21 protein-coding genes are annotated in these 22,804 nt (G+C 68.1%); 15 read left to right on the forward strand and 6 right to left on the reverse strand.

Annotated elements, in window-relative coordinates; all coding sequences use genetic code 11:
• The 3 genes from MJ783_RS01210 to glgX all read right to left on the reverse strand — a co-directional run.
• Nucleotides 1–1,020, reverse strand: a 1,020-nt coding sequence (locus tag MJ783_RS01210; protein ID WP_239308026.1) for an alpha-amylase family glycosyl hydrolase, incomplete at its 3' end; no start/stop codon positions are given.
• 294 nt (nucleotides 1,021–1,314) lie between these two features.
• Nucleotides 1,315–3,717, reverse strand: coding sequence for a malto-oligosyltrehalose synthase (gene treY / locus MJ783_RS01215; protein ID WP_239308073.1), 2,403 nt, complete (start codon nucleotides 3,715–3,717; stop codon nucleotides 1,315–1,317).
• 70 nt (nucleotides 3,718–3,787) lie between these two features.
• Nucleotides 3,788–6,019, reverse strand: a complete 2,232-nt coding sequence (glgX, locus tag MJ783_RS01220) for a glycogen debranching protein GlgX (protein ID WP_239308074.1) — start codon at nucleotides 6,017–6,019, stop codon at nucleotides 3,788–3,790.
• Between the two features lie 610 nt (nucleotides 6,020–6,629).
• On the opposite strand from glgX, the gene MJ783_RS01225 reads away from it, so the two are divergent.
• The 6 genes from MJ783_RS01225 to MJ783_RS01250 all read left to right on the forward strand — a co-directional run bounded on the left by MJ783_RS01225 (nucleotide 6,630) and on the right by MJ783_RS01250 (nucleotide 11,557).
• Complete coding sequence (locus MJ783_RS01225; RefSeq protein ID WP_239379881.1) at nucleotides 6,630–7,160, forward strand: DUF3145 domain-containing protein; 531 nt, start codon at nucleotides 6,630–6,632, stop codon at nucleotides 7,158–7,160.
• A 219-nt stretch (nucleotides 7,161–7,379) separates the two neighbouring features.
• Nucleotides 7,380–7,673, forward strand: a complete 294-nt coding sequence (locus MJ783_RS01230) for a DUF4193 domain-containing protein (protein ID WP_239308028.1) — start codon at nucleotides 7,380–7,382, stop codon at nucleotides 7,671–7,673.
• A 434-nt stretch (nucleotides 7,674–8,107) separates the two neighbouring features.
• Nucleotides 8,108–8,344, forward strand: coding sequence for a hypothetical protein (locus MJ783_RS01235; RefSeq protein ID WP_239308029.1), 237 nt, complete (start codon nucleotides 8,108–8,110; stop codon nucleotides 8,342–8,344).
• A gap of 149 nt (nucleotides 8,345–8,493) precedes the next feature.
• Entirely contained in the window at nucleotides 8,494–9,447 is a 954-nt protein-coding gene (gene coxB / locus MJ783_RS01240) for a cytochrome c oxidase subunit II (protein ID WP_239308030.1), read from the forward strand.
• Entirely contained in the window at nucleotides 9,444–11,120 is a 1,677-nt protein-coding gene (gene ctaD / locus MJ783_RS01245) for a cytochrome c oxidase subunit I (RefSeq protein ID WP_239308031.1), read from the forward strand. The genes coxB and ctaD overlap by 4 nt, the downstream gene beginning before the upstream one ends.
• A gap of 35 nt (nucleotides 11,121–11,155) precedes the next feature.
• A complete protein-coding gene (locus MJ783_RS01250) occupies nucleotides 11,156–11,557 on the forward strand; it encodes a cytochrome c oxidase subunit 4 (RefSeq protein ID WP_239308032.1) in 402 nt (133 codons plus the stop codon).
• A gap of 116 nt (nucleotides 11,558–11,673) precedes the next feature.
• Here MJ783_RS01250 and trpD read toward each other — a convergent pair whose 3' ends face one another.
• Nucleotides 11,674–12,708: an anthranilate phosphoribosyltransferase gene (gene trpD, locus MJ783_RS01255; RefSeq protein WP_239308075.1), complete on the reverse strand. Its 1,035-nt coding sequence runs from the start codon at nucleotides 12,706–12,708 to the stop codon at nucleotides 11,674–11,676.
• A gap of 151 nt (nucleotides 12,709–12,859) precedes the next feature.
• Entirely contained in the window at nucleotides 12,860–13,297 is a 438-nt protein-coding gene (locus MJ783_RS01260; RefSeq protein ID WP_239308033.1) for a hypothetical protein, read from the reverse strand.
• 408 nt (nucleotides 13,298–13,705) lie between these two features.
• Here MJ783_RS01260 and MJ783_RS01265 point away from each other — a divergent pair, with 408 nt between their 5' ends.
• The 3 genes from MJ783_RS01265 (at nucleotide 13,706) to MJ783_RS01275 (ending at nucleotide 15,375) form a co-directional block, all read left to right on the forward strand.
• Complete coding sequence (locus MJ783_RS01265) at nucleotides 13,706–14,113, forward strand: Fur family transcriptional regulator (RefSeq protein ID WP_239308034.1); 408 nt, start codon at nucleotides 13,706–13,708, stop codon at nucleotides 14,111–14,113.
• A 100-nt stretch (nucleotides 14,114–14,213) separates the two neighbouring features.
• Nucleotides 14,214–14,660, forward strand: a complete 447-nt coding sequence (locus MJ783_RS01270) for a rubrerythrin family protein (protein WP_239308035.1) — start codon at nucleotides 14,214–14,216, stop codon at nucleotides 14,658–14,660.
• A gap of 118 nt (nucleotides 14,661–14,778) precedes the next feature.
• Nucleotides 14,779–15,375, forward strand: coding sequence for a DUF3501 family protein (locus MJ783_RS01275; RefSeq protein ID WP_239308036.1), 597 nt, complete (start codon nucleotides 14,779–14,781; stop codon nucleotides 15,373–15,375).
• A 41-nt stretch (nucleotides 15,376–15,416) separates the two neighbouring features.
• Here the strand turns inward: MJ783_RS01275 and MJ783_RS01280 are convergent, their stop codons facing one another.
• Nucleotides 15,417–16,496, reverse strand: a complete 1,080-nt coding sequence (locus tag MJ783_RS01280; RefSeq protein ID WP_239308037.1) for a cytochrome c oxidase assembly protein — start codon at nucleotides 16,494–16,496, stop codon at nucleotides 15,417–15,419.
• A 105-nt stretch (nucleotides 16,497–16,601) separates the two neighbouring features.
• Between MJ783_RS01280 and MJ783_RS01285 the strand changes: the two genes are divergently transcribed.
• The 6 genes from MJ783_RS01285 to MJ783_RS01310 all read left to right on the forward strand — a co-directional run bounded on the left by MJ783_RS01285 (nucleotide 16,602) and on the right by MJ783_RS01310 (nucleotide 22,768).
• Nucleotides 16,602–17,240 (forward strand): heme-copper oxidase subunit III, encoded by a 639-nt coding sequence (locus MJ783_RS01285; protein WP_370651400.1) that lies wholly within the window; start codon nucleotides 16,602–16,604, stop codon nucleotides 17,238–17,240.
• A gap of 5 nt (nucleotides 17,241–17,245) precedes the next feature.
• Complete coding sequence (locus MJ783_RS01290) at nucleotides 17,246–18,049, forward strand: c-type cytochrome (RefSeq protein ID WP_239308038.1); 804 nt, start codon at nucleotides 17,246–17,248, stop codon at nucleotides 18,047–18,049.
• On the forward strand, nucleotides 18,046–19,191 hold the full coding sequence (locus MJ783_RS01295; RefSeq protein WP_239308039.1) for a ubiquinol-cytochrome c reductase iron-sulfur subunit: 1,146 nt from the start codon (nucleotides 18,046–18,048) through the stop codon (nucleotides 19,189–19,191). Before MJ783_RS01290 ends, MJ783_RS01295 begins: the two co-directional genes overlap by 4 nt.
• Nucleotides 19,188–20,807 carry a cytochrome bc complex cytochrome b subunit gene (locus tag MJ783_RS01300; protein ID WP_239308040.1) on the forward strand — a complete coding sequence of 540 codons (1,620 nt, stop codon included), beginning with the start codon at nucleotides 19,188–19,190 and terminating at the stop codon, nucleotides 20,805–20,807. The genes MJ783_RS01295 and MJ783_RS01300 overlap by 4 nt, the downstream gene beginning before the upstream one ends.
• Before the next feature lie 262 nt (nucleotides 20,808–21,069).
• Nucleotides 21,070–21,930 carry an ABC transporter ATP-binding protein gene (locus MJ783_RS01305; RefSeq protein ID WP_239308041.1) on the forward strand — a complete coding sequence of 287 codons (861 nt, stop codon included), beginning with the start codon at nucleotides 21,070–21,072 and terminating at the stop codon, nucleotides 21,928–21,930.
• A complete protein-coding gene (locus MJ783_RS01310) occupies nucleotides 21,890–22,768 on the forward strand; it encodes an ABC transporter permease (RefSeq protein ID WP_239308042.1) in 879 nt (292 codons plus the stop codon). Before MJ783_RS01305 ends, MJ783_RS01310 begins: the two co-directional genes overlap by 41 nt.
• Nucleotides 22,769–22,804 lie beyond the last annotated feature (36 nt).

Consider the following 22,804-nt stretch of genomic DNA (forward strand, 5'->3'; position numbering starts at 1 on the left):
GGCCAGGGCTGCGAGGGTGCCGAAGTCGCTGTAGTAGCCGTGACGCTCACCCGACAGCGCCGCCCACATGGCATGATGAACATCATCGCACCACTGCGCGTCCAGGCCGTGCCCACCGGCTTCGCGGGCGGTGACAAGCCGGGGGTCATTGAGGTCGGATTCGGCGATCGCGAACAGCGGCCGGCGCTGCTGGGCCGCGAGCCCGTGAACCGCGACGGCGATCTCCTCAAGGATGTGGATGGCACGGGTGTCGGCAAAGGCGTGCACCGCATCCAGCCGCAGGCCGTCGCAGTGGTAATGCCGCAGCCAGCTGAGCGCGTTGTCAATGATGAATGCCCGGACCTCGTCGGAGCCGGGGGCGTCAAGGTTGACGGCCGGCCCCCACGGAGTGTCGTGGGAGTCGGTGAAGTAGGGGCCGAAGCGGGCGAGGTGGTTTCCGTCGGGGCCGAGATGGTTGTAGACGACATCCATGATCACGCCGATTCCCCGGCTGTGGGCCGCGTCGACGAACCGCTTGAGCCCGTCCGGGCCGCCGTAGGACTCGTGCACGGCGAACAGGCCCACACCGTCGTAGCCCCAACCGTGGCGGCCCGCGAAGGCGTTGACGGGCAGCAGCTCGACGGCGTCCACCCCGAGGGCCACCAGATGGTCGAGCCGTTCGATGGCCGCGTCGAAGGTGCCGGCTCGGGTGAACGTGCCGATGTGCAGTTCGTAGAGGACGCTACCGGCCAGCGTCACCCCTCGCCACGTACCATCCGTCCAGGTAAACAGAGAGTGGTCGATGAGCCGGGAGCGACCGTGGACGCCGTGCGGCTGGCTGGCGGAGCGCGGGTCCGGTACCTCGTCGACCTCACCGTCGATCAGGTAGGCGTACTCGGTGCCGTGGCCCGCGGCGGGTACGTTCACCCACCACCAGCCGCCGTCGTCGGTCAGCATCTCGTGGACGGTCTCGTTACCACCAGTATTGGTGATCACGCTCACCGTTTTGGCTTCTGGCACCCACACGCGGAAAGTGCTCATCCGTACTGTCTACCCGTCGTCGAATCCGTGAGCATCTGTGATCCTGATTTCACGGCACTGTTACCGGTGTGGCGTAGGACACGCCACGCGGCTGCCTCGGAAGGGGTTTCGTCGCCCGCCGGACGAGCTGGAGCTTGCTGTGCCATGTTTCAGGGCATCACATGCGGGCCCGTCCCGCACAGCGTTTCAGCTGATTTTCAGCCGGGTCACGCCCGTTCTCCTGGTTACCGGCGATCATTCTTTCGGCGCGTGCCCGGCGGTGTTTCGGTCAGGTGTTTCGGTCAGGTGTTTCGGTCAGGCGGTGCGGACGAGGAGGCTGACGGGGAAGTCGCGCAGCAACCGCAGGACGTAGGCGACGCCGCCGTCGTGCCGGCGGCCGGTGAACAGGTCGGTCCAACGACCGTCGGGCAGCGGGAGGGTGGTGTCCCGCCAGCCGCCGCCGCGGCGCAGCCCGAGCACCAGCCGGGGCGCCACCGCGATCACCTCCCCGGAGCGGACAAAGGCGACCACGTGCTCGGCCGCCGAGCCTGATGCCCACAGCGGCCGGTAGGTCGCTTCCGCGCCGAACCACTGCGGATGTTCCCGGCGCAGCCTTAACGCACGGGCGACAACCAGCAGTTTCGCCGCGCCGGTGTCGTCGAGCGCGGGTGGCTTGCGGGCGCCTGGATCCGGCCCGAGCTCGGTCAGCAGCTTCGCCCGCTCGCCGAAGTTGACCGGCCGCCGATTGTCCGGGTCGACCAGGGAGGCGTCCCACACTTCCTGGCCCTGATAGACATCGGGCACGCCGGGACAGACCAGCTGGAGAAGCTTCTGGGCGAGGGAGTTCTGGCGCCCGAGCTCCACCAGGGCCGCAACATAGGTTTCCAGGGCGGCCACGTAGTCTCGGTCGTCGAGGACGGCGTCGACGTAGTTCACCAGCGCGGCCTCGTAGCCGGCGTCCGGGTCGGTCCAGGAGGTGTACATCTTGGCCTCGCGGACGGCTTTGAGCAGGTGATCCCGGGCGCGCTCGATCGGCAGCGGCCACGCGCCGACCAGGGTCTGCGCCAGCAGGTAGCAGGCCTCCCGGTCCGGCCAGCCACGTTCGGTGTCCGTGTGCCGCTCGCCCAGGGCGATCAGGCGGCGGGCCAGCTCGCCCCAGCCGTGCGGGTCCTCGGTCAGGACGGCGAGCCTGGCCCGCACGTCCTCCGAGCGCTTGGTGTCGTGGGTGGACAGCGCCGTCATCGTCAGCGGCCACGTCCGTTGGATGATCGCGTTGGCCTCGTGGAACTCGTGCACAGCGCTGTGCGGATGCCCGGCGGGAAAGCCGGGGAAGTCGCCGGGAGCGCCGCCGACCTCGTTGAGGGCGATCATCCGGCCGTAACGGTAGAAGGCGGTGTCCTCGATGCCCTTGGCCATGACGGGCCCGGTGGTCTGTTGGAACCGCACCACGAACTCGGACGGGCCGGCCAGCGCCAGGTTCTCGATGAGATCGATCTCGCTGGACCGCCGCGGCAGGGACTCCCGGGCGCGCTCGCACGCCCCGACCACGTGCGCTCGAGCCTCCAGGGTCGCGGCCCCGCCTGGCCGGATGTAGGCGCGGTAGACCGCGAACGCGGCCAGCACCTCCGCGAGCGCGTCGCGAAGACCGGTACGCGTCAGGTCCGCGCGCCGCCGCCGCGCCTCGGTGAGCGCGAGTGCCGCCAGCCGCTCCAGCTCCGGGCGCAGGACATCCGTGAGCGCGTCCAGCTTCGCCGTGTGGGCGACGGCCGCGAAGTCGGGCGACGAACCGGTGATACCGGTGTACAGCTGGGTGATGGGCCTGGCCGCTGTCGGGTCGATGAACAGCCGGGTGAGCCGGTTGAGTGTGTCGTAGCCGGTGGTGCCGGCGCAGGCCCAGGTGCCGGGCAGGGCCTCGCCCGGTTCGAGGATCTTCTCCACGACCGTCCACACGCCGCCGGTGGCCTCGGACAGCCTGCGCAGGTAGTCCTCGGGATCGGCGAGGCCATCTGGATGGTCGACCCGCAGGCCATCGACGGCGCCGGCGCGCACCTGGTCGAGGATCAGGCGATGGGTCGCGGCGAAGACGGCCGGCTCCTCCTGGCGCAGGCCCACGAGGGTGGTGATGTCGAAGAACCGGCGGTAGTTGAGCTCGGTGCCGGCGACCCGCCAGAAGCACAGCCGGTAGTGCTGCCGGTCGAGGGTGGCGGCTATGTCGCCTGGTGTGGCGGTCCCCTCGGCCACCGGCAGCACGTGGTCGTGATAAACGATCACTGATTCGGCGTCGTCGTTCGTCGCGAGCCTGATCTCCCCGCCCGCGAGGCAGTCCGCCAGCGGCTCACCCAGAATCGGGACGACGACCTTGCCGGGGTTGTCCGGGGAGTCCCAGTCGATGTCGAACCAGGAGGCGTACGGCGACGCCCGGCCCTCCCGCAGCACCGACCACCAGCCGGCGTTCACCGACTCCGGCGCGGCGATCGCCATGTGGTTCGGCACCAGGTCCACCACGAGGCCGAGGCCCGCCTTGCGGCAGGCGGTCACCAGCCGGCGGAAGCCGGCCGGACCGCCGAGCTCGGGGCTGATCTGATCGTGGTTGACGACGTCGTAGCCGTGGGCCGAACCGTCGACCGCTTCAAGCACGGGCGAGCAGTACAGGTGGGTGACCCCGAGGGCGGCCAGGTAGGGCACGATGACAGCCGCGTCGGTGAAGGAGAACTCCATGCTCAGTTGCAGCCGGTAGGTCGAGCCGGGGACCGGCCGGGCGGGCGCCGGGATGCCGCCGTCCCGTGGCTCAGTCGGCACAGCGCAGCACCAGGGCTGACCGGGCGTCGACCTCGATCGGGTCGTTGGCCTTCACGATCCGGCTGGTGGCGCGCGCGTCCGGCGCGGCGCTCTCACGCGTGCCGGCAGCCGCGGTCACGACCGCGGTGGGTACCCGGGTGTCGATGACGATCTCCCAGCTGGTGCCGAAGTTCTCCGGTGGCACGCGGAATCCGAGCGGTTCGAAGTGCGCGTTGAAGAAGAGCAGGAACGACTGGTCGACGACGTTCTCACCACGATGGTTGCGATCGGGTATGCCGTGGCCGTTGAGGAACATCCCCAGGGAGCGCGCCAGGCCGAACTCCCAGTCGGCGTCGGACATCTCGGTGCCATCCGGCAGGAGCCAGACGATGTCCTTGAGCGGCTCCCCGTCCTTGAGCGGCTCCCCGTCCTTGAGCGGCTCCCCGCCGTCCGAGCCGTGCCCCGAGGTACCACCGGAGCCACGAATCGCGTCCCCCTGAAAGAACCGCCGGCGGCGGAACACCGCGTGTTCCCGGCGCAGGGCGGACACGAGCGCGGTGAACTCCACCAGGCTCGCGTTGCGTTCCGCCAGCGACCAGTCCAACCAGGAGATTTCGTTGTCCTGGCAGTAGCCGTTGTTGTTGCCGTGCTGTGTGCGCCCCATCTCGTCACCGGCCACCAGCATGGGTACGCCCTGCGAGAGAAAGAGCGTGGTGAGGAAGTTCCGGACCTGGGCCGCGCGTAGCGCGAGCACGTCCGGATCGTCGGTCGGTCCCTCCGCCCCGCAGTTCCAGGACCGGTTGTCATCCGATCCGTCCCAGTTGTCCTCGCCATTGATTTCATTGTGTTTGCTGTTGTAGGAGACCAGGTCGTTGAGGGTGAAGCCGTCGTGGGCCGTGATGAAATTGATGGAGGCGGAGGGCCGCCGGCCGTCGGATTCATAGAGGTCGCTCGACCCGGTCAGGCGGGAGGCGAACTCGGCGATGCCATGGTCCTGGCCGCGCCAGAAGTCGCGCACGGTGTCACGGTACTTACCGTTCCACTCGGTCCACAGCGGTGGGAAGTTGCCGACCTGGTAACCGCCCGCGCCCAGATCCCAGGGCTCGGCAATCAGTTTGACCTGGGAGACGACCGGATCCTGCTGGACGAGGTCGAAGAAGGAGGACAGCCGGTCAACCTCGTAGAACTCGCGTGCCAGCGTCGCGGCCAGATCGAACCGGAATCCGTCGACGTGCATCTCGGTAACCCAGTAACGGAGCGAGTCCATGATGAGCTGGAGGACATGCGGGTGACGGACCCGCATACTGTTCCCCGTGCCGGTGTAGTCCATATAGTAGCGCGGATCGTCCTCTATCAGCCGATAGTAGGCGGTGTTGTCGATCCCGCGGAAGCAGAGCATGGGACCCATGTGATTGCCCTCGGCCGTGTGGTTGTAGACCACGTCGAGGATTACCTCGATACCGGCGTCGTGCAGGTTCTTCACCATCAGCTTGAACTCCTGGACCTGCTGCCCGGCCCGGGTCGCGGCCGCGTAGGCGTTGTGGGGGGCCAGGAAGGCCAGTGAGTTGTATCCCCAGTAGTTGCGCAGGCCGCGGCTGACCAGATGCTCATCCTGGACGAACTGGTGGACGGGCATGAGCTCCACGGCGGTCACACCGAGCCGATGGTAGTGGTCGATCATGATCGGATGTGCCACGCCAGCATAGGTGCCGCGGTACTCCGCCGGCAGTCCCGGGTGCGCGATCGTGAGGCCGCGCACGTGCGCCTCGTAGATGACGGTCTCGTTGTACGGGGTGCGCGGCGGGCGGTCGTTGTCCCAGTCGAAGAACGGGCTGATGACCACCGACTTCATCATCCGTGAGGCGGAATCGGCGGTGTTCATGCTGTCCGGGTCGCCGAAGTTGTAACCGAACACCGACTGGTCCCAGTCGATCTCGCCGTCAACGGCCTTCGCGTACGGGTCGAGGAGCAGCTTGTGGGGATTGCAACGCAGCCCCCTCGCCGGGTCGTGAGGGCCGTGCACCCGATAGCCGTATCGCTGGCCGGGGCCGATGCTGGGCAGGAACCCGTGGTAGACGAATGCGTCGACTTCCTTCAGCTCGACGCGTGTCTCGGCATCGTCATCGTCGAACAGGCACAGCTCGACCTTCTCGGCGATCTCGGAGAAGATCGCGAAATTGGTCCCGGTGCCGCCATAGGTGGCACCGAGCGGATAGGGGCTGCCCGGCCAGACTTGCAACATACGCACGGAGCCTACGGGTGGTCGGGGATCCAGCGCCGACCGGCGCGGGTCTGGATGAGCCCCACAGGCCGGGTGAGTCCAGGCGGACGGTTTTCTGATCCTGTCAGGCTGGATCGTGCCAGGCCCGATCGTTGCGGGGGGATCAGCCGTACCGTGATGTGATCATATGCGGATTCGGTCCATTCGTGTTGCCGGCCATAAGAGCGACCGGCAACAGGAGAGTAGATCAAGGAATGGGGCTGGGGCGCGTGTATCGCGAGGCGGCGCGGGGAGCCACTTCCGTTGCTGGTCGCGCTACGGCGTGTCCCGGAAGTCGTCGTTCGATCAGGGAGCCCGCGTCCAGGCGGCTCCCGAAACACGCCCTGACCGTGCTCCGGCCATGAGCCCGGCCGCGGCGCGCCGGTGTTGGGACGCGCCCGGTCACTGGACCGGCCGACGGCCGTCACGAATCATCCGGATATCGCCCGAATGAACATGGATTGTCTGCCAGGGGGCGGGTATGGACGCGGCGGCAGCCCATGGCACCATCGGTACCGCACGGCGCGGACGATCGTGAGGCGAGGTCGCAGGGGAAGGCGTAACTCGTCGACGGAGGTCTTGCGTGGTCGCAATGTCATCAGCACGAGATCTTGTGTCAGGTCCGGCGTCCTTCAAGGTTCCCGGCATGTTGGCGGTTCTGGCCTGCCCGCCGCCGCTGTGTCCGCACCTGGAGTTCGCCGTGTCCGCCGTGCTGTCCTCGCCGGTGTCGCTGACCTGGAGCGAACAGCCACGGTCCCCGGGCTCGCTCTACGCGGGCCTGGAGTGGCAGGCTCCGTGCGGCACGGCCGGGCGTCTCGCGGGCCAGCTGCGTCGCCTCGGTCATGTCTCCTTCGACGTGGTCGAGGGCCCGTCGCCGGGCTGCGATTCGGAGCGCTACTCCCATACGCCCGAGCTCGGTCTGCACCGCGCGTCGATCGCCGCGAACGGGGACATCGTCGTTGGGGAAGCCGCGCTGCGTGCCCTCATCGAGCGGGGAGAGGGGCGGGAGACCCTCGCCAGAGGGCTGCAGCGCCTGCTGGGCACGGCATGGGACGAGGCCTTGGAGCCGTTCCGGCAGGCAGCCCACGGAGCTCCGGTGACCTGGTTGCGCCGGACGGGCTGACCCGGCTGTTCCCGCCCGGTCCCAGCGTGCGGCCTTGGCCCGCCCGGCGGCGACGAGACGCACCGGCTGGGTTCCGGCTGGACGGACTTTCGTTTATGATCATCGAAATTGATGTGGCGAAGGCCACACCCGATGGGGATCGTCCTAACGGGCACATACCCCACCGGTCGTGCGTTGTGGGTTGCGCACGAGACGTACTCAATTCACGGGAGAATTTCAGTGGCCACCGATTACGACACCCCCCGCACCACCGATGCCGAGGAGGTTTCCGAGCAGAGTCTGGAGGCGCTCAAGGCGCGGCGGGCGGATGCGGCGGCCGACCTCGGAGACGATGTCGACCCGTTCGAGGCCGAACTTGACCTACCCGGCGCGGATCTGTCCGGCGAGGAACTGACGGTCCGCGTCCTGCCCCGCCAGGCGGACGAGTTCACCTGCAAGAGCTGCTTCCTGGTCCACCACCGCAGCCAGCTCGCCGACAGCCGGCGCATGATCTGTGCCGACTGCGCGGCATAAGAGCGACCGGCAACAGGGCTGGCCGGCTCGCGGCGTCCGGGCGGCGCTTCGCGACGCATCCGCCGGGCAGCTGGCATACCCTGACGGGCCTCCCAGATCGGCTTCGCCCAGCCGGCCGGAACCCCGGCTTGCGGCGGCGGCCCGTAAGGCGGGGCCGGTAGGTCATCAATAGCGCCGGATGTATCCGCCGGCGTGTCAGCCGATAGTGATCTATCCGACAGTCGGCCGGTACGGAGCGGGTTCGCCTGGCGGGCCACAGGCGATGCGATCGTGGTTCTGTCGCGTCGCCGACGGCCGGAGTTTTGAGCGGCTCCGGTAACAGGGCTGGCCGGCTCGCGGCGTCCGGGCGGCGCTTCGGGACGCATCCGCCGGGCAGCTGGCATGCCCTGACGGGCCTCCCAGATCGGCTTCGCCCAGCCGGCCAGAACCCCGGCTTGCGGCTGCGACCACGTCACGCGCTGACGGGGACGACGAGCGCGAACGCACCAGGCGGGCTCGGGTGGGCCGGGATGCCGGGCAATGTGATGGGCCTGGGCAATGCCATGGGCTCGGGCGCGATGGGCCTGGGCAATGCCATGGGCCTGGACGCGATGGGCTCGGGCGCGATGGGCTCGGGCGCGGTTGGGCCGCGCCGGGCGCGCTCCGCACCGTCTCCCGCGGGGCGCCGGTGAGATTGTGGGACCGGGCTCGTGGGGCTCTGACGCGATACGGGACGGGCGGCTGGGATACGCTCCTGCGGCAGCATCTACAGCTTGTCGAAGAGCCTTGCGCCGACCGCTTGGTTCGGTCGGATCGGCGCATTCGTGGGAGGCAGGACCTGGTGACCCGATCCTTCGGCCGAACTCGGCCGTTGCCCGCCGATGTCGAGGTGGCGACTGCCCGCGACGTTCCTTCGGCGGGGAGCACGAACCGCGCGAGGAGCGCTGGCCGGCGCTCTGTCCGATCCGGTTCCCCGTGGCGGGCGCTACGACTAGTGACCGGCTTTGCATTTTTGGCACTGCTGGCAACTGCCTGTGACGTACCCAACTTCGGGTTTCCGGATGGGGTGACGGACCTTACGCCGCGCATCCTGAACCTGTGGCAGGGCTCTGTGATCGCGGCGCTTGCCGTGGGTGCGTTCACCTGGGCTTTGATCTTCTATGCGATCATCATGTTCCGCAGGAAGTCGGACGAGCTGCCCCAACAGGTGCGGTACAACCTCCCGGTCGAGATTCTTTACACGGTCGTGCCGCTGGTCATCGTCGCCGGACTGTTCTATTACACCGCCCGCGATGAGATCGAGATCGACAAACTTCCGCCCAACCCGGATGTCACCGTCAATGTGATCGGTTTCCGGTGGAACTGGCAGTTCCGCTACCTCGACACGGGCCAGCACGGCACGATCCCGGTGGAGGTCACCGGCAGGCCCGGCGAGCCCGCGGTGCTGGTGCTCCCGCAGGGCCGCACGATCCGTTTCGTGGAGACCTCCCCGGATGTCATCCACTCCTTCTGGGTGCCCGAGTTCCTGTTCAAGCGGGACGTCGTCCCCGGCCGGATCAACCAGTTCCAGCTCACGATCACCAAGACCGGGACCTTCATCGGTCGTTGCGCGGAACTGTGTGGGGTTGATCATGATCGGATGAACTTCTACGTGAAGGTCGTCCCGGGTGACGAGTACGACCGCTTCATCGCCGAGCGGACCCGGCCGGCCGCGCTGGCGGCGGCCGGGCCGGTCACCCCTGGGGCGACCACGCTGACATCCGCCGGAACTACCACTCCCGGGAGCGGACAGTGACACTGGTGCACGAGCCGCCAGCCGGCCACGTCGAGGACCTGCACGCCAAGCCGCGTACCAACCTGCTCGGTTATCTGCGCACGACGTCGCACAAGGACATCGCCGTGATGTACGGCGTGACGGCGTTCGCGTTCTTCCTCTTCGCCGGGATCATGGCCGAGATGATGCGGGCGGAGCTGGCCAGGCCCGGCCTGCAGTTCCTGTCGAACGAGCAGTTCAACCAGCTTTTCACCATGCACGGCACGCTGATGCTGCTGATGTTCGCCACACCTATGGCGTTCGCGTTCGCGAACTTCCTGATCCCGTTGCAGATCGGCTCGCCGGACGTGGCGTTCCCGCGGCTCAACGCCCTGTCGTTCTGGTTCTTCTTCTTCGGGAGCCTCACCGTCATCGCCGGGTTCCTGACCCCGAACGGTGCGGCGGACTTCGGCTGGTTCGCCTATGCGCCGCTCAACAACGCGGTCTACTCGCCGGGCGCCGGTGCCGATATGTGGATCATGGGGCTGGCGGTGTCGGGTCTCGGTACCATCCTCGGCGCCGTCAACATGATTACGACGATCCTCTGCCTACGCGCCCCGGGCATGACCATGTTCCGGCTACCGATCTTCTGTTGGAACTTCCTCGTCACATCGATCCTGGTTCTGGTCGCCTTCCCAGTCCTCGCCGGCGCGCTGCTGGCGCTGGAAGCCGACCGGCGCCTGGGCGCCCACGTGTTTGACGCGGCCAACGGTGGCGCCATCCTGTGGCAGCACCTGTTCTGGTTCTTCGGCCATCCCGAGGTCTACATCATCGCCCTGCCGTTCTTCGGGATCATCAGTGAGGTGCTGCCGGTCTTCTCCCGGAAGCCGCTGTTCGGGTACAAGGGCCTCGTCTTCGCCACGATCGGGATCGGGGCATTGTCGGTAGCGGTGTGGGCGCACCACATGTTCGTCACCGGCGCGGTCCTGCTGCCCTTCTTCGCGTTCCTGTCCTTCCTGATCGCGGTGCCGACCGGCATGAAGTACTTCAACTGGATCGGCACCATGTGGCGGGGCCAGGTCAGCTTCGAGACGCCCATGCTCTTCGCCCTGGGCTTTCTCGTGACCTTCCTGTTCGGTGGTCTGACGGGTGTCCTGCTGGCCAGCCCGCCGATCGACTTCCACGTCAGTGACAGCTACTTCGTGGTCGCCCACTTCCACTACGTGGTGTTCGGCTCGGTGGTCTTCGCCGCATATGCCGGGATCTACTTCTGGTTCCCGAAGGTGACCGGGCGCATGCTCGACGAGAAGCTCGGGAAGGTCCATTTCTGGACGCTGTTCTTCGGCTTCCACCTGACCTTCATGATCCAGCACTGGCTGGGTGTCAAGGGCATGCCGCGACGGGTGGCCGACTACTCGCCGACCGACGGATTCACCACGTACAACACGATTTCCACGGCCGGTGCCTTCCTGCTGGCCACGTCGACCCTGCCGTTCATGTACAACGTCTGGCGTTCCTACAAAAAGGGCGAGCTGGCCGTCGTGGACGACCCCTGGGGCTATGGAAACTCCCTGGAATGGGCGACATCCTGCCCGCCGCCACGGCACAACTTCCGCTCGCTGCCACGCATCCGGTCGGAACGGCCCGCCTTTGACCTGCACTATCCGCAGGCGGCCGGGAAAATCGACTATCACGCCACACCCGAGATCAGGTAGCCGGGCCCGGAAGAAGCTGGAGCGGAGCAGCAGCCATGAAGATCGAGGGCGTCGTCTTCCTCGTGTTCACCGTCTTCTGCACGGTGGTCGACATCGTTTACTGGTTCACCTCGCAGGACCCGACCGGTACGGTCGCGCTCGCGCTGTGCGGCGGCCTCGGCCTGCTCGTTGGCGGGTACCTGCTGTTCACCGCCCGGCGTATCGGGGCCCGGCCGCAGGATCTTCTCGATGCCGAGGTCGCGGACGGTGCCGGCGAGCTCGGTCACTTCACCCCGGGCAGCTACTATCCGTTCTTCATCGCCGCCAGCGCCAGCCTGGTGATTCTCGGCGTCATCTTCGGGGTCTGGCTGGCTCTCATCGGGGTGCTCATGACGTTGCTGTTCGTCGTGTGCCTGCTGTTTGAGAACTTCTGGCACCCACCGGTCCCGGAGGACTGAGCGGTCGGCTGGTGGTGCCCCGGCGGTGCGCGCCGGGGCACCACCAGCCCTCGACCGTGCTGGGCAGCCGGCGGCAGCGCCGGCACCGGCATGGCGGACGCCCTCAGACCGCCGCTTCAGACCGTGGCCGGAGCAATGGCCTGGCTCGTCTGGATCCACCGCCGCAAAGCGGCTTCGGCCGCGCCGGAGTCCAGCGACCATGCGGCGCGGCTGAACTGGCGTCGCAGCTGTTCGGCCACGGGCGTGGTGGTCGTCGGCCCGACCGCGGCGACCAGCGCGGCCGCGGCGGCCAGCAGGACAGCGTCCCGCACCGGCCCAGGACGTCCCGCCAGCAGCTTCCGGGTCACCTCGGCGTTGTAAGCGGCGTCGGCTCCCCGCAGTTCCGCCGGGTCACCGGGGCGGATACCGATGTCCCGGGGATCGAAGGTCTCCATGCGCACCTCGCCGCCCGCGACGACCCACACCGTCGAGGTGGTGGCGGGCGTGAGCTCGTCGAGGCCGTCGTCACCGCGGAACACCAGCCCTCGCGTCCCGCGCGCGGCGAGAACCCCGGCGACGACCGGCGCGAGCCGCGCATCGGCGACGCCGACGGCCTGGGCCGCGGGGCGGCCCGGGTTGCTCAGCGGCCCAAGGATATTGAAAACCGTGGGCACGCCGAGTTCGCGCCTGGTCCCGGCGGTGTGTCGCATGGCCGGGTGGAAGACCGGCGCGAAGCAGAACGTGGCGCCGGCCTTGGCGAGGCAGGCGCTGACACCGGCAGGCGACAGATCGATGACAACGCCGAGTTCGGTCAGCAGATCGGCCGATCCGCAGGCGGATGACGCGGCCCGGTTCCCATGCTTGATCACAGGTATGCCGGACCCCGCGATGACGAGGGCGGCCATGGTCGACACGTTCACCGAATGCGACTGGTCGCCCCCGGTACCGCAGGTGTCCACGGCGCGTTCGCGGACGTCGTCGGGGACCTCCAGCGGCGTCGCGAAGTCGAGCATCGCCCGGAGCAGCCCGCGGACCTCCTCGGGGGTCTCGCCCTTGGCCCGCAGCGCGACCGCGAAACCAGCGATCTGAGCGGGGGAGGCGTTACCGGACATGATCTGGGTCATCGCCCACGCGGTGTCCGCGGCACCCAGGGCCTCGTCCCGCAACAGCATGCCGAGAAGACCGGGCCAGCCCCGCGCGGCCGAGCGCGCCGCGCCAGGCTCCAGATCCGCGCCCGCATCCGCCGGTGGAACCGGTGCGCCCGTCACCATCTCGCCCGTCTGTCGGTGGGCCCGCAGCATCTGCTCACGGTCACGGTCGGGCTCAGGCGCCCGCGACCGGCGTACCAGCCGCGGGCGAGGAGCCCGGCCGCGCCGCGAGCGAGCGTCGGGCACGCAGCAGGGCGACCACGACCTCGGCGAGTTCGGCGGGGTCCACCGGGTGGGTGACCACCGCGTCCGCCTGTGACCAGCTGCCGAGCCAGCGGTCGTCCCGCCGGGCCACCAGCAGGACGGTGGGCGGGCAGTTCGGGATTTCGTTTTTGATCTGTCGGGAGAGCCCCATGCCGCCGGTCGGCGTCGCTTCCGCGTCCAGCACACAGATGTCGGCGTCCCGGTGGTCGACGGCATCGATGAGGGCCGGGCCGTCGGCCACGTCCAGGAACTCGAGCGGCCCGAGCTCGGGGTCAGGCCGCGGGCCGATGGCGAGTCTCACCCGCTCGCGGATGTCGGGCCTGTCCGCGTACACGAGAACCGTACTCATGTGACCGCGAGCCTTTCAGTCGGGTGGTGTGCTGGCTGGGCGCGCCCCGGCGCCCGGTGGCTGATCCACCTGCCGCGCACGCATGCACGACCTGAGCGGCAACCGGACAACTGGGAACCCGCCGGCAGGCTATCCGATGACGCCCGTGGGCGGTGGCTCCGCCTGGTCCGGCCGGGACACCGCCGCTCGTGTCCCGCGGCTGACATCGGCTGACATCGGCGCGTAGGGGAGCGTAGGGGAGCGTTTCGCCAGTTGCGAGGGGACCCTGGCTGAGAGATAGTGAGACTCGTTCTCATACTATGGACGAGTATCGATGTACCTGAATCAGCATCCATACGCTGCGTATCCACGCGCTAGGTCGGGATGTACGGCGTATGGATACATACGGTCGCCAACATCGGATGTGTCATGGCTGGTCAGCAGGATCTTCGCCTCACGCCTCAGCGCCGCGCGGTGCTGGAGGTGCTCCGAACCGCCCATGACCATCCGACGGCGGCGGAGGTCTACGCTCGTGTCCGGGCGGTCGCGCCGGGCATCGGCGCCGCGACCGTTTACCGGGCGCTGGGGCTGCTGGTCAGGGCCGGCTACGCCCTGGAACTCAGCCTCGGTAACGGTGTCGCGGCCCGGTACGACGCGAATGTCGCGCGTCACGACCACGCGGTCTGCGACCGCTGTGGCCGGGCCGTGGATATAGATCTTCCTGTTCCGGCGGAGCTGGTGAACGCGCTGTCGCGGCGTACCGGATTCGCGATCACAGGTTACGACCTGCAATTCCGTGGCCTGTGTCCGGCCTGTCAGACCAACGGTCCGAGATAGGGGCTCCGATATCCAGGGGCCTGGTGCCTGGATCGACAATCAGTATCCCCGGCCGTCGCTCCGGCGCCGGGGCGGACCACGATCGACAAAGGAGATCCACATGCCGCAGCTTGACGGTACGAAGACACACGAGAACCTCAAGGAGGCGTTCGCGGGCGAGAGCCAGGCGAACCGCCGTTACCTGTACTTCGCCCGCCGAGCCGACATCGAGGGCCTGACCGATGCGGCCTCGCTCTTCCGCGACACCGCGGAGGGCGAGACCGGGCACGCCTTCGGTCATCTGGACTTCCTGGCCGCGGTGGGTGACCCCGCGACCGGGGAACCGCTGGGCAAGACCACGGCGAATCTCGCCAGCGCCGTGGCGGGGGAGACCTACGAGTTCACCGCGATGTACCCGGGCTTCGCCAAGACCGCGCGGGACGAGGGCTTCGAGGAGATCGCGGACTGGTTCGCCACGCTCGCGCGGGCCGAGAAGACCCATGCCGGACGTTTCAAGAAGGCGCTCGACGCGGTCGTCGCTGACGAGAAGGCCGAGCAGGAAGCCTGATCTTTCCGTAACAGCCGCCCGGCCAACGGCGGCGCGGTCATCGTGCGCCGCCGGCGGCCGGGCGAACCGTGACCGTCCCCATCAGATCGTCCCCATCAGACGTGTGGGAGTTCCAACGATGGCACTCACTGTCGCTGACATTGTCACTGACCCCGAGGTCTACTCCGCGCGGCGCCAGGACGCCCGCGCCCGGATCCTTCCGGTCCGAGCGGAACGCCGCATCCGGGTCGGGGACATGCTTCTCTTCGAGTTCGAGAATGAGGAAACCCTGCGTTATCAGGTGCAGGAGATGGTCTATACCGAGCGCCTGCGCAGCCTCGCGGACGTCGCGCATGAGATCGAGATCTATTCTCGGCTGCTTCCCGCCAGCCACGTTCTGACCACCACCGTCTTTATCGAGCTTGACGTCGCTGAGACCGTCCGCGCGGAGCTGGCGCGGCTGGCCGGGATCCAGCGCAGCATCCGCCTGGAGATCGGCGGGCTCCCGGTGCCGGCCGAGGAGATCCCGGGTCCGGACGAGGCCCCGGGCGTTCCCACCGCGACTGTCTCCGTGCACATGCTGCGGTTTCCCCTGAGCGACTCCGCTCGTGACGCCTTCCGTGATCCGGCTGTGCTGGTCGAGCTGGTGGTCGATCACCCCGCGTACAACGAGGCGACCCCGGTCACGGGCGCGGCCCGGAAGAGTTTGATCGCGGATCTCACACTGCGTGGCTGAGAGCGCCGGGCGGGCCCGGGGCGTTCCGGTCGCGGGCGCTGTCACCGGCCGCGGGCGCTGTCCCGGGCCGCGAGCCGAGCCAGCCAGGCGTTGTAGGCCGCTTCCCGGGCGAGCAGCTCGGCCTCCGGCTCCGGGGCCCGCGGTGCGTCCAGGTCCTTGTCCGGACCGGTGGCGGGCACCGCGGCGGGGGAGATCGCCAGCCGGTCGAGTCGGTCGAGCCGGCGGTCCTCCCGGGCGGCTTCCCGGCCATCGGCTCGTGACCACTGGATGAACAGGGCGACGAACACCACCGCGCCCACCAGTTCGCCCGCGGCCCACATGAGCCCCGCACCGGTCTGCTGGTCGCCCAACAGGCTGGATCCCCAGGTTCGCCCCAGCGAGGCGTACCAGCCTTCGGCGAAGACGTCATCGGTCGTGAACATCGCCAGCGCCCACAGCGCGTGCAGCGGGAACGTCACGAACAGCAGGAGCAGGCGCCCCCAGTAGGGCAGGCGGCCGGGGATGGGGTCAAGCCCGATGACCGGCCAGTAGAACAGGCAGCCGACCAGCAGAAAGTGGATGTGCAGGAGGAGATGCAGCGGCGGGTGCCGCAATGATGACTCGTAGAGACTGGTGAAGTACAATCCGTATAGGCTGACGATGAACACGGTGAAGCCGACCAGCGGGAAGGTCATCACCCGGGCCACCCGGCTGTGCAACAGCCTCACCAGCAGGCTGCGGGAACGTCGCGGCAGCGCGCGCAGCGCGAGCGTGACCGGCGCCCCGAGCGCGAGCGGTATCGGTGCGACCGTGCCCAGCAGCAGGTGCTGGACGGCGTGTGCGCTGAACAGCGCGGTGTCGTAGGCGGCGATCCCGCCGACGAGCGCGTACCCGACGACAACCAGGCCGGCGAGCCAGGACGCCGTCCGCCACGGGCTCCAGGCGTCGCCGCGATCTGTGAGCCTGCGCACTCCGAGCAGGTACAGCCCGGCCATCGTGGCGATCAGGAGCAGCGGGCCGGGCTCGGGTGAAACGTGCAGGAGCATCCGCCCGACAGTCGGTGGGGGCGGCAGTTGTCCCTGTCCGGAGGCTGCGAACAGGTCTTGCGCAGCTGTTGGGGCAAGCGTGCCGGGACTGGTCACGACTTCCGTCACCTCGCTTGGGCCGGGGCTCGCTCGAGCCCTCGACGGCTCGTAGTCCTACCGAATGTCGAACCTACGGTGGCGCTTGGCGGAACGCGTGCCAGAATGACCGACGTGGCCTCCGCCCCCGTCCTTGAGAAGGCTCCGCCGCCGCACCCCACGGCCAACCGGCCGTCGATGGTTTCCGTGGGAACGATCGTGTGGCTGTCGTCGGAGCTGATGTTCTTCGCGGCCCTGTTCGCGATGTACTACACGATCCGCTCGGTCAACAGCGACAACTGGCCGCCGGTCACCGGCGATCCCGCGGGGTCCGAGATCGGCCCGGTGCACCTGCACGTCGGCTACGCGCTCGTCTTCACGACGATCCTGGTGCTGTCGAGCCTGACCTGCCAGCTGGGCGTCTTCGCCGCGGAACGAGGCGATGTGTACGGCCTGCGTCGTTGGTACCTCATCACGCTGGTCATGGGTGCCGTGTTCGTCGGTGGCCAGGCGTGGGAGTACTTCCACGAGAACGAGTTCTCGATCTCGTCGCATGCCTACGGGTCTGTCTACTACCTCACGACCGGCTTCCACGGGCTGCACGTGATCGGTGGGCTGGTGGCCTTCGTGATCGTCCTGGCCCGGTCGACCTACGGCAGCTTCACCCCTGAGAAGGCGACCTCGGCGATCGTGACGTCGTACTACTGGCACTTCGTCGACGTCGTCTGGATCGGCCTGTACGCGACCATCTACCTCCTCCAGTGAGCGACATGACTGCATCTTTGGGCGCTGCCCGCGCATCCACACACCGGCGTCGGCGTTCCTCCGCTGTCGTCCTTCTGCTGGCGCTCGCGGCCACCGGGGTGCTCTGGACCGCGTTCGCGCCGCGCGGCACGGCCCAGAGCACCCCGGATGCGAACGAGGCCGTACGGCAGGGGCGGGCACTCTACCTCCAGGGCTGTTCAAGCTGCCACGGCTTGAACGCTCAGGGCACTGGTCAGGCTCCGAGCCTCATCGGGGTCGGCGCCGCCGCGGTGGACTTCCAGGTGAGCACCGGCCGGATGCCGCTTGCCGCGCCGGGCGCGCAGGCCAAGCGCAAAGACCCCGTTTACAGCCAGACCCAGATCGACCAGCTGGCCGCCTACGTCGACAGCCTCGGTGGCGGCCCCAAGCAGGCAGTCGTCACCAGGAACGCACTCGATGACGCGGATCTGGCCCAGGGCGGGGAGCTCTACCGGGCCAACTGCGCGCAGTGCCACCAGGCTGTGGGCGCCGGTGCGCCGCTGACATACGGCAAGTACGCGCCCGACCTGAGCAAGGCCACCCCGTCACAGATCATCGAGGCCATGCGGACCGGCCCCGAGTCGATGCCCGTGTTCGGTCCTGGGCAGATCGACGACGCCAGCGCCGTGGCGATCGCGAAGTACGTGCGCTTCGTCACTGAGGCGCCGAGCGCCGGTGGTAGCACGCTGGGCAAGTACGGCCCGGTTCCGGAGGGGCTGCTGGCCTGGCTGGCCGGGATCGGTGGCCTGCTCGCGGTGTGCATGTGGATCGGAGCGAGGCAGAAGGTATGAGCAAGCAGGAAGACGGGACGACCGGGCCGGACGTTCCCGCCGAGAGCGGGAGCATCTTCGACCGTGCCAAGCCCGAACCGCGTCAGGGCCACGACGACGGCCCCGAGCGTCTCGGTACCCCGCCGCACCAGACCGATTCGGCCCGGGAGGGCTCAACGGTCCTGCTGGCCGAGCCGGGCGAGCGGAGCGCGGCTGTCCCCCCGGCCCATGCCGAGGAGATCGACCGCCGGGCCGAGCGCCGGGCCGAGCGGCTGGTGGCGTTCTGGTTCATGGTCTCCATCGTCGGGACGATCGGCTTCGTGGTCACCAACTTCGTCGGTGACAAGCATGCCGAGTACTACACCCCGTGCATGGGCACCGCCCTGGGCCTCGCCATGGGTGGCATCGGGTTCGGGGTCATCCTCTGGGCGAAGCGCCTCATGCCGCATGAGGAGGCCGTCCAGGAGCGTCATCCCTTCGCCTCCTCGGATGCTGAGATCGCCGCCACCGAGGAGACGGTTGCTCTCGGGTTCGCCGACACCGGCCTTGCCCGCCGGCCGTTGCTCCGCCGCACCATGCTGGGCGCGGGCACGGTGCTCGGCGCTCTGCTGGTGGTGCCGTTGCTGAACCTGACCAACCGGAAGCCGGGTGCGCAGCTCAAGCACAGCCACTGGGTGAAGGGCGCCCGGCTGGTGAACGGGGAGGGCAACCCGGTCAGGGTCGGTGACATCGCTATCGGCGGTATCGAGACCGTCTTCCCGGCGGTCCCGGTCACCGAGGCCGACGGCAGCGTCCGCTTCGAGCCCCAGCTGAGCCTGCATGAGAAGGCCGACAGCGTCACCATCCTCATCCGGCTCGCCCCGGGTGAGAACCGGCCGCGGCCCGGACGAGAGAACTGGGCCTACGACGGCCACGTCGCCTATTCCAAGATCTGCACTCATGCGGGCTGCCCGGTCAGCCTCTACGAGGCGCAGACCCATCACCTGCTCTGCCCCTGTCACCAGTCCGTGTTCAACGTCCTGGACGGATGTCGAGCGATCTTCGGTCCGGCCAGCCGGTCCCTGCCACAGCTGGCGATCGGTATTGATGACGACGGGTACTTCATCGCGCGAGACGGCGACTACACCGAGCCCGTCGGTCCCGCCTTCTGGGAGCGTCCATGACCACAGCCCCGCCACCCTCCCTGGTCAAGCGGCCGGGCCCGGTCCGCAAGCTCAACCGGGCTGTCGACGAGCGTTTCGGGTCTCAGGCCGCGCTGCGCCGCAACCTCAACAAGGTGTTCCCCGACCACTGGTCTTTCATGATCGGGGAAATCGCCCTCTACAGCTTCGTCATCCTGGTCCTGACCGGTATCTACCTGACGTTGTTCTTCGACCCGAGCAACGTCGAGATTCCCTACAACGGCTCGTACATCCCGCTGCGCGGCGTCGAGATGAGCCGGGCCTACGCCTCGACCCTCGACATCAGCTTCGACACCCGAGCGGGGCTGGTCTTCCGCCAGATCCACCACTGGGCGGCGCTGCTGTTCGTGGCCTCGATCGTGGTGCACCTGATGCGGGTGTTCTTCACCGGTGCCTTCCGCAAGCCTCGTGAGGTCAACTGGCTGATCGGTGTGGGGCTGCTCGTCCTGGGCATCCTCGAGGGCTTCGCCGGCTACTCACTGCCGGACGACCTGCTGTCGGGCACCGGGCTGCGCATCGCCGCGTCGATCGCCCAGTCGATCCCGGTCATCGGGACCTGGGCGTCGTTCCTGGTCTTCAACGGCGAGTGGCCGGGTGACAGCTTCATCCCCCGGCTGTATGTCATTCACATTCTGCTGGTGCCGGGGATCCTGCTGGCGCTGATCGGCGCCCACCTGGGCATCCTGTGGCACCAGAAGCACACCGACTTCCCCGGGCCGGGCAAGACCGAGCACAACGTGATCGGGCACCGCGTCTTCCCGGTCTTCGCGGTCAAGTCCACCGGGTTCTTCATGCTCGTGTTCGCGATGCTCGCCCTGCTCGGCGGGCTGGCGCAGATCAACCCGATCTGGAGCTTCGGCCCCTACGACCCGGGCAACGTGAGCTCCGCCTCACAGCCCGACTGGTACATCGGCTTCCTTGACGGATCTACCCGGCTGTTCCCGCCGTGGGAGTTCCGTGGGCTCGGTCACACCGTCCCAGCGGTGTTCTGGCCGACCGTTGTGCTGCCGGGGATCCTGTTCACGCTGCTCGCGGTGTACCCCTTCCTGGAGGCGAAGTTCACCGGTGACTCCAGGCCGCACAACCTGCTCCAGCGGCCGCGTGACACCCCGGCCCGCACCGGCTTCGGCGCCATGGCCATCAGCTTCTACCTGGTGTTGTGGATCTCCGGTGGTAACGACGTCATCGCGAAGACGTTCGACATCTCGCTGAACGCCATGACCTGGGCCGGTCGGATCGGCTGCATCGTCGTCCCGCCGATCGCCTTCACGGTGACGAAGAGGCTGTGTCTCCACCTGCAGGCTCGTGATCGGGAGATCGCCGAGCATGGTATCGAGACCGGGATCATCCACCAGCTTCCCGACGGGGAGTTCGTGGAGAAACATCGTCCGAAGCTGCCCCCGGTGCCCGACCACCGCCGGGTGCCGACCGACCGGGTGGCGTTGCCCGCCGGGGAGAACGGGGATGCCAAGGGTGGTCTTGTCCGGCGCGCGGGCAAGGCGGTGACCGGGTTCTTCGTCGAGGAGGAGGACGCGCAGGGGACTCCGCCGCGCGAGTCCACCGGTGAATCTCCTGATCAGCCCGCCGGCAGGCACTGAGCGGGACAGTTTTTGGATCAAGAGCGATACCGGGCCGTCCGCGGAGCGGGTTTTCAGGCGCGGTAGACGCCGAGCAACGCTCGATCCCGAACCAGGGGTCGTTACGTCCGATACCAGGGCGTAACGACCCCTGTTTTTGTTCCAGCGGCCGTCCTCGGCGGCGCGGGCCGGGCGTTGGCCGAGGTCAGGCGCCCGATCCGGGTGACGAGAGGACGAGAAAGGCAGATAGTTAGTTGTATGAAGGAAAAGATATGGAGGCTGGATGTCCATCGAGCAGTCCGTACGTGCCCCGTCCAGCGCGTCCTCGGGTGACCCGCCGGCCCCGCCGGCCCTGGCGGTCCGAGGCCTGACCTACCGGTTCGGCGGGCACACAGCGGTTGACGCGGTCGACCTCGACCTCGCGGCAGGGGAGATACTCGGCCTGCTCGGGCCGAACGGAGCCGGTAAGACCACGGCGATCCGTGCCGTTGTCACGCTGCTGCGGCCGGCGGCCGGGTCGGTGTGCGTGTTCGGGATGGACGCGGTACGTTATCCCATCCGTGCGCGCCGCCTCATCGGCTACGTGCCACAGATGCTCTCGGCGGATTCGGGCCTGACCGGGCGGGAGAACGTGGCACTGTTCGCGGGGCTGTTCGACGTACCACGGCGGCAGCGGCGGGCGCGGGTCAACGAGGCCTTGGCCGCGATGGGGCTGACCGATGTCGCGGACCGGTTGGCGCGTACCTATTCCGGCGGGATGGTGCGCCGGCTGGAGCTGGCCCAGGCGCTGGTCAACGCGCCACGCCTGTTGATCCTCGACGAGCCGACGGTGGGGCTGGACCCGATCGCCCGCGACAGCGTGTGGGCACACGTCCACCGGCTGCGTGCTGAGCAGGCGATAGCCGTCCTGCTCACCACGCACTACATGGAGGAAGCGGACGCCCTGTGTGACCGGGTCGCGCTCATGCACACCGGCCGGGTACGCGTCACCGGTGTCCCGGATGAGCTCAAGGCGGCCATCGGAGCGCGGACGAGCCTTGAGGACGTGTTCCGCCACCACACCGGTGATGCGCTTGAGGGTGGCGGGGGAGGTGATTTCCGTGATGTCCAGCAGATCCGCCGTGTCGCCAGCCGGGCCGGTTGAGCGCGCCGATCCACCGAGCCCCCTGTCCTCGGCGGGGATCATCTTTGATGGAGATCGTGACGGGCCGTTCGGCGCGGCGCGGCTGTTGTTCCGCCGTTTCGCGACCCTCTCCCTGGTGGAGTTGCAGAAGCTGCGCCACGACCGGGTCGAGCTCTACACCCGGGCGGTCCAGCCCGCGCTGTGGCTGCTTGTTTTCGGCGTGACTTTCAGCCGTATCCACGCCATTCCGACCGGATCCGTGCCCTACCTGGACTATCTGGCACCGGGGATTCTCGCCCAGTCGGCGCTGTTCATCTCGATCTTCTACGGCATCCAGATCATCTGGGACCGGGACGCGGGCGTCCTGGCCAAGCTCATGGTCACCCCGACACCACGAACGGCGCTGGTCGCGGGCAAGGCGTTTGCGGCCGGGGTGCGGGCGCTGATACAGGTCGCCGTCGTCCTGTTGCTGGCGGCTCTGCTCGGCGTAGGGCTCACCGCCAACCCGCTGAAACTGGTCGGCGCCGCGGTCGCGGTGCTGCTTGGCGCGGCCTTCTTCTCCTGCCTGTCCATCGTGATCGCTGGGCTGGTGCTCTCCCGGGACCGGCTGATGGGAATCGGCCAGGCAATCATGATGCCGATGTTCTTCGCGAGCAATGCCCTGTACCCGGTGTCCATCATGCCGAGCTGGGTCCGCGTGGTCAGCTATCTCAACCCGCTGAGTTATCTGGTCGACGCGTTGCGCGGCCTGCTCATCGGTACCCACGGCCACCTCGTGCTGGATTTCGCCGTTCTCACGGGCTCCGCGGTTTTGACGATCATTGTGGCCAGCGCGCTGCTCGGCCGCCTGGCTCGATGATCAGGAGCCTGTTCCGCATCACGCTCGCCCAGGCGA

This window comes from Protofrankia sp. Cj3, assembly GCF_917627355.1.
Lineage (GTDB): Bacteria > Actinomycetota > Actinomycetes > Frankiales > Frankiaceae > Protofrankia.

What these genes read in the sequence shown, in the direction of transcription:
- treY (WP_239308073.1), bottom strand. Translation starts at nt 3,717, where the DNA reads ATGGAGTTCTCCTTCACCGACGCGGCTGTCATCGTGCCCTACCTGGCC.
- glgX (WP_239308074.1), bottom strand. Translation starts at nt 6,019, where the DNA reads ATGTTGCAAGTCTGGCCGGGCAGCCCCTATCCGCTCGGTGCCACCTAT.
- MJ783_RS01225 (WP_239379881.1), top strand. Translation starts at nt 6,630, where the DNA reads ATGTCATCAGCACGAGATCTTGTGTCAGGTCCGGCGTCCTTCAAGGTT.
- MJ783_RS01250 (WP_239308032.1), top strand. Translation starts at nt 11,156, where the DNA reads ATGAAGATCGAGGGCGTCGTCTTCCTCGTGTTCACCGTCTTCTGCACG.
- trpD (WP_239308075.1), bottom strand. Translation starts at nt 12,708, where the DNA reads ATGCTGTTGCGGGACGAGGCCCTGGGTGCCGCGGACACCGCGTGGGCG.
- MJ783_RS01260 (WP_239308033.1), bottom strand. Translation starts at nt 13,297, where the DNA reads ATGAGTACGGTTCTCGTGTACGCGGACAGGCCCGACATCCGCGAGCGG.
- MJ783_RS01265 (WP_239308034.1), top strand. Translation starts at nt 13,706, where the DNA reads ATGGCTGGTCAGCAGGATCTTCGCCTCACGCCTCAGCGCCGCGCGGTG.
- MJ783_RS01270 (WP_239308035.1), top strand. Translation starts at nt 14,214, where the DNA reads ATGCCGCAGCTTGACGGTACGAAGACACACGAGAACCTCAAGGAGGCG.
- MJ783_RS01275 (WP_239308036.1), top strand. Translation starts at nt 14,779, where the DNA reads ATGGCACTCACTGTCGCTGACATTGTCACTGACCCCGAGGTCTACTCC.
- MJ783_RS01285 (WP_370651400.1), top strand. Translation starts at nt 16,602, where the DNA reads ATGACCGACGTGGCCTCCGCCCCCGTCCTTGAGAAGGCTCCGCCGCCG.
- MJ783_RS01290 (WP_239308038.1), top strand. Translation starts at nt 17,246, where the DNA reads ATGACTGCATCTTTGGGCGCTGCCCGCGCATCCACACACCGGCGTCGG.
- MJ783_RS01295 (WP_239308039.1), top strand. Translation starts at nt 18,046, where the DNA reads ATGAGCAAGCAGGAAGACGGGACGACCGGGCCGGACGTTCCCGCCGAG.
- MJ783_RS01300 (WP_239308040.1), top strand. Translation starts at nt 19,188, where the DNA reads ATGACCACAGCCCCGCCACCCTCCCTGGTCAAGCGGCCGGGCCCGGTC.
- MJ783_RS01305 (WP_239308041.1), top strand. Translation starts at nt 21,070, where the DNA reads ATGTCCATCGAGCAGTCCGTACGTGCCCCGTCCAGCGCGTCCTCGGGT.
- MJ783_RS01310 (WP_239308042.1), top strand. Translation starts at nt 21,890, where the DNA reads ATGTCCAGCAGATCCGCCGTGTCGCCAGCCGGGCCGGTTGAGCGCGCC.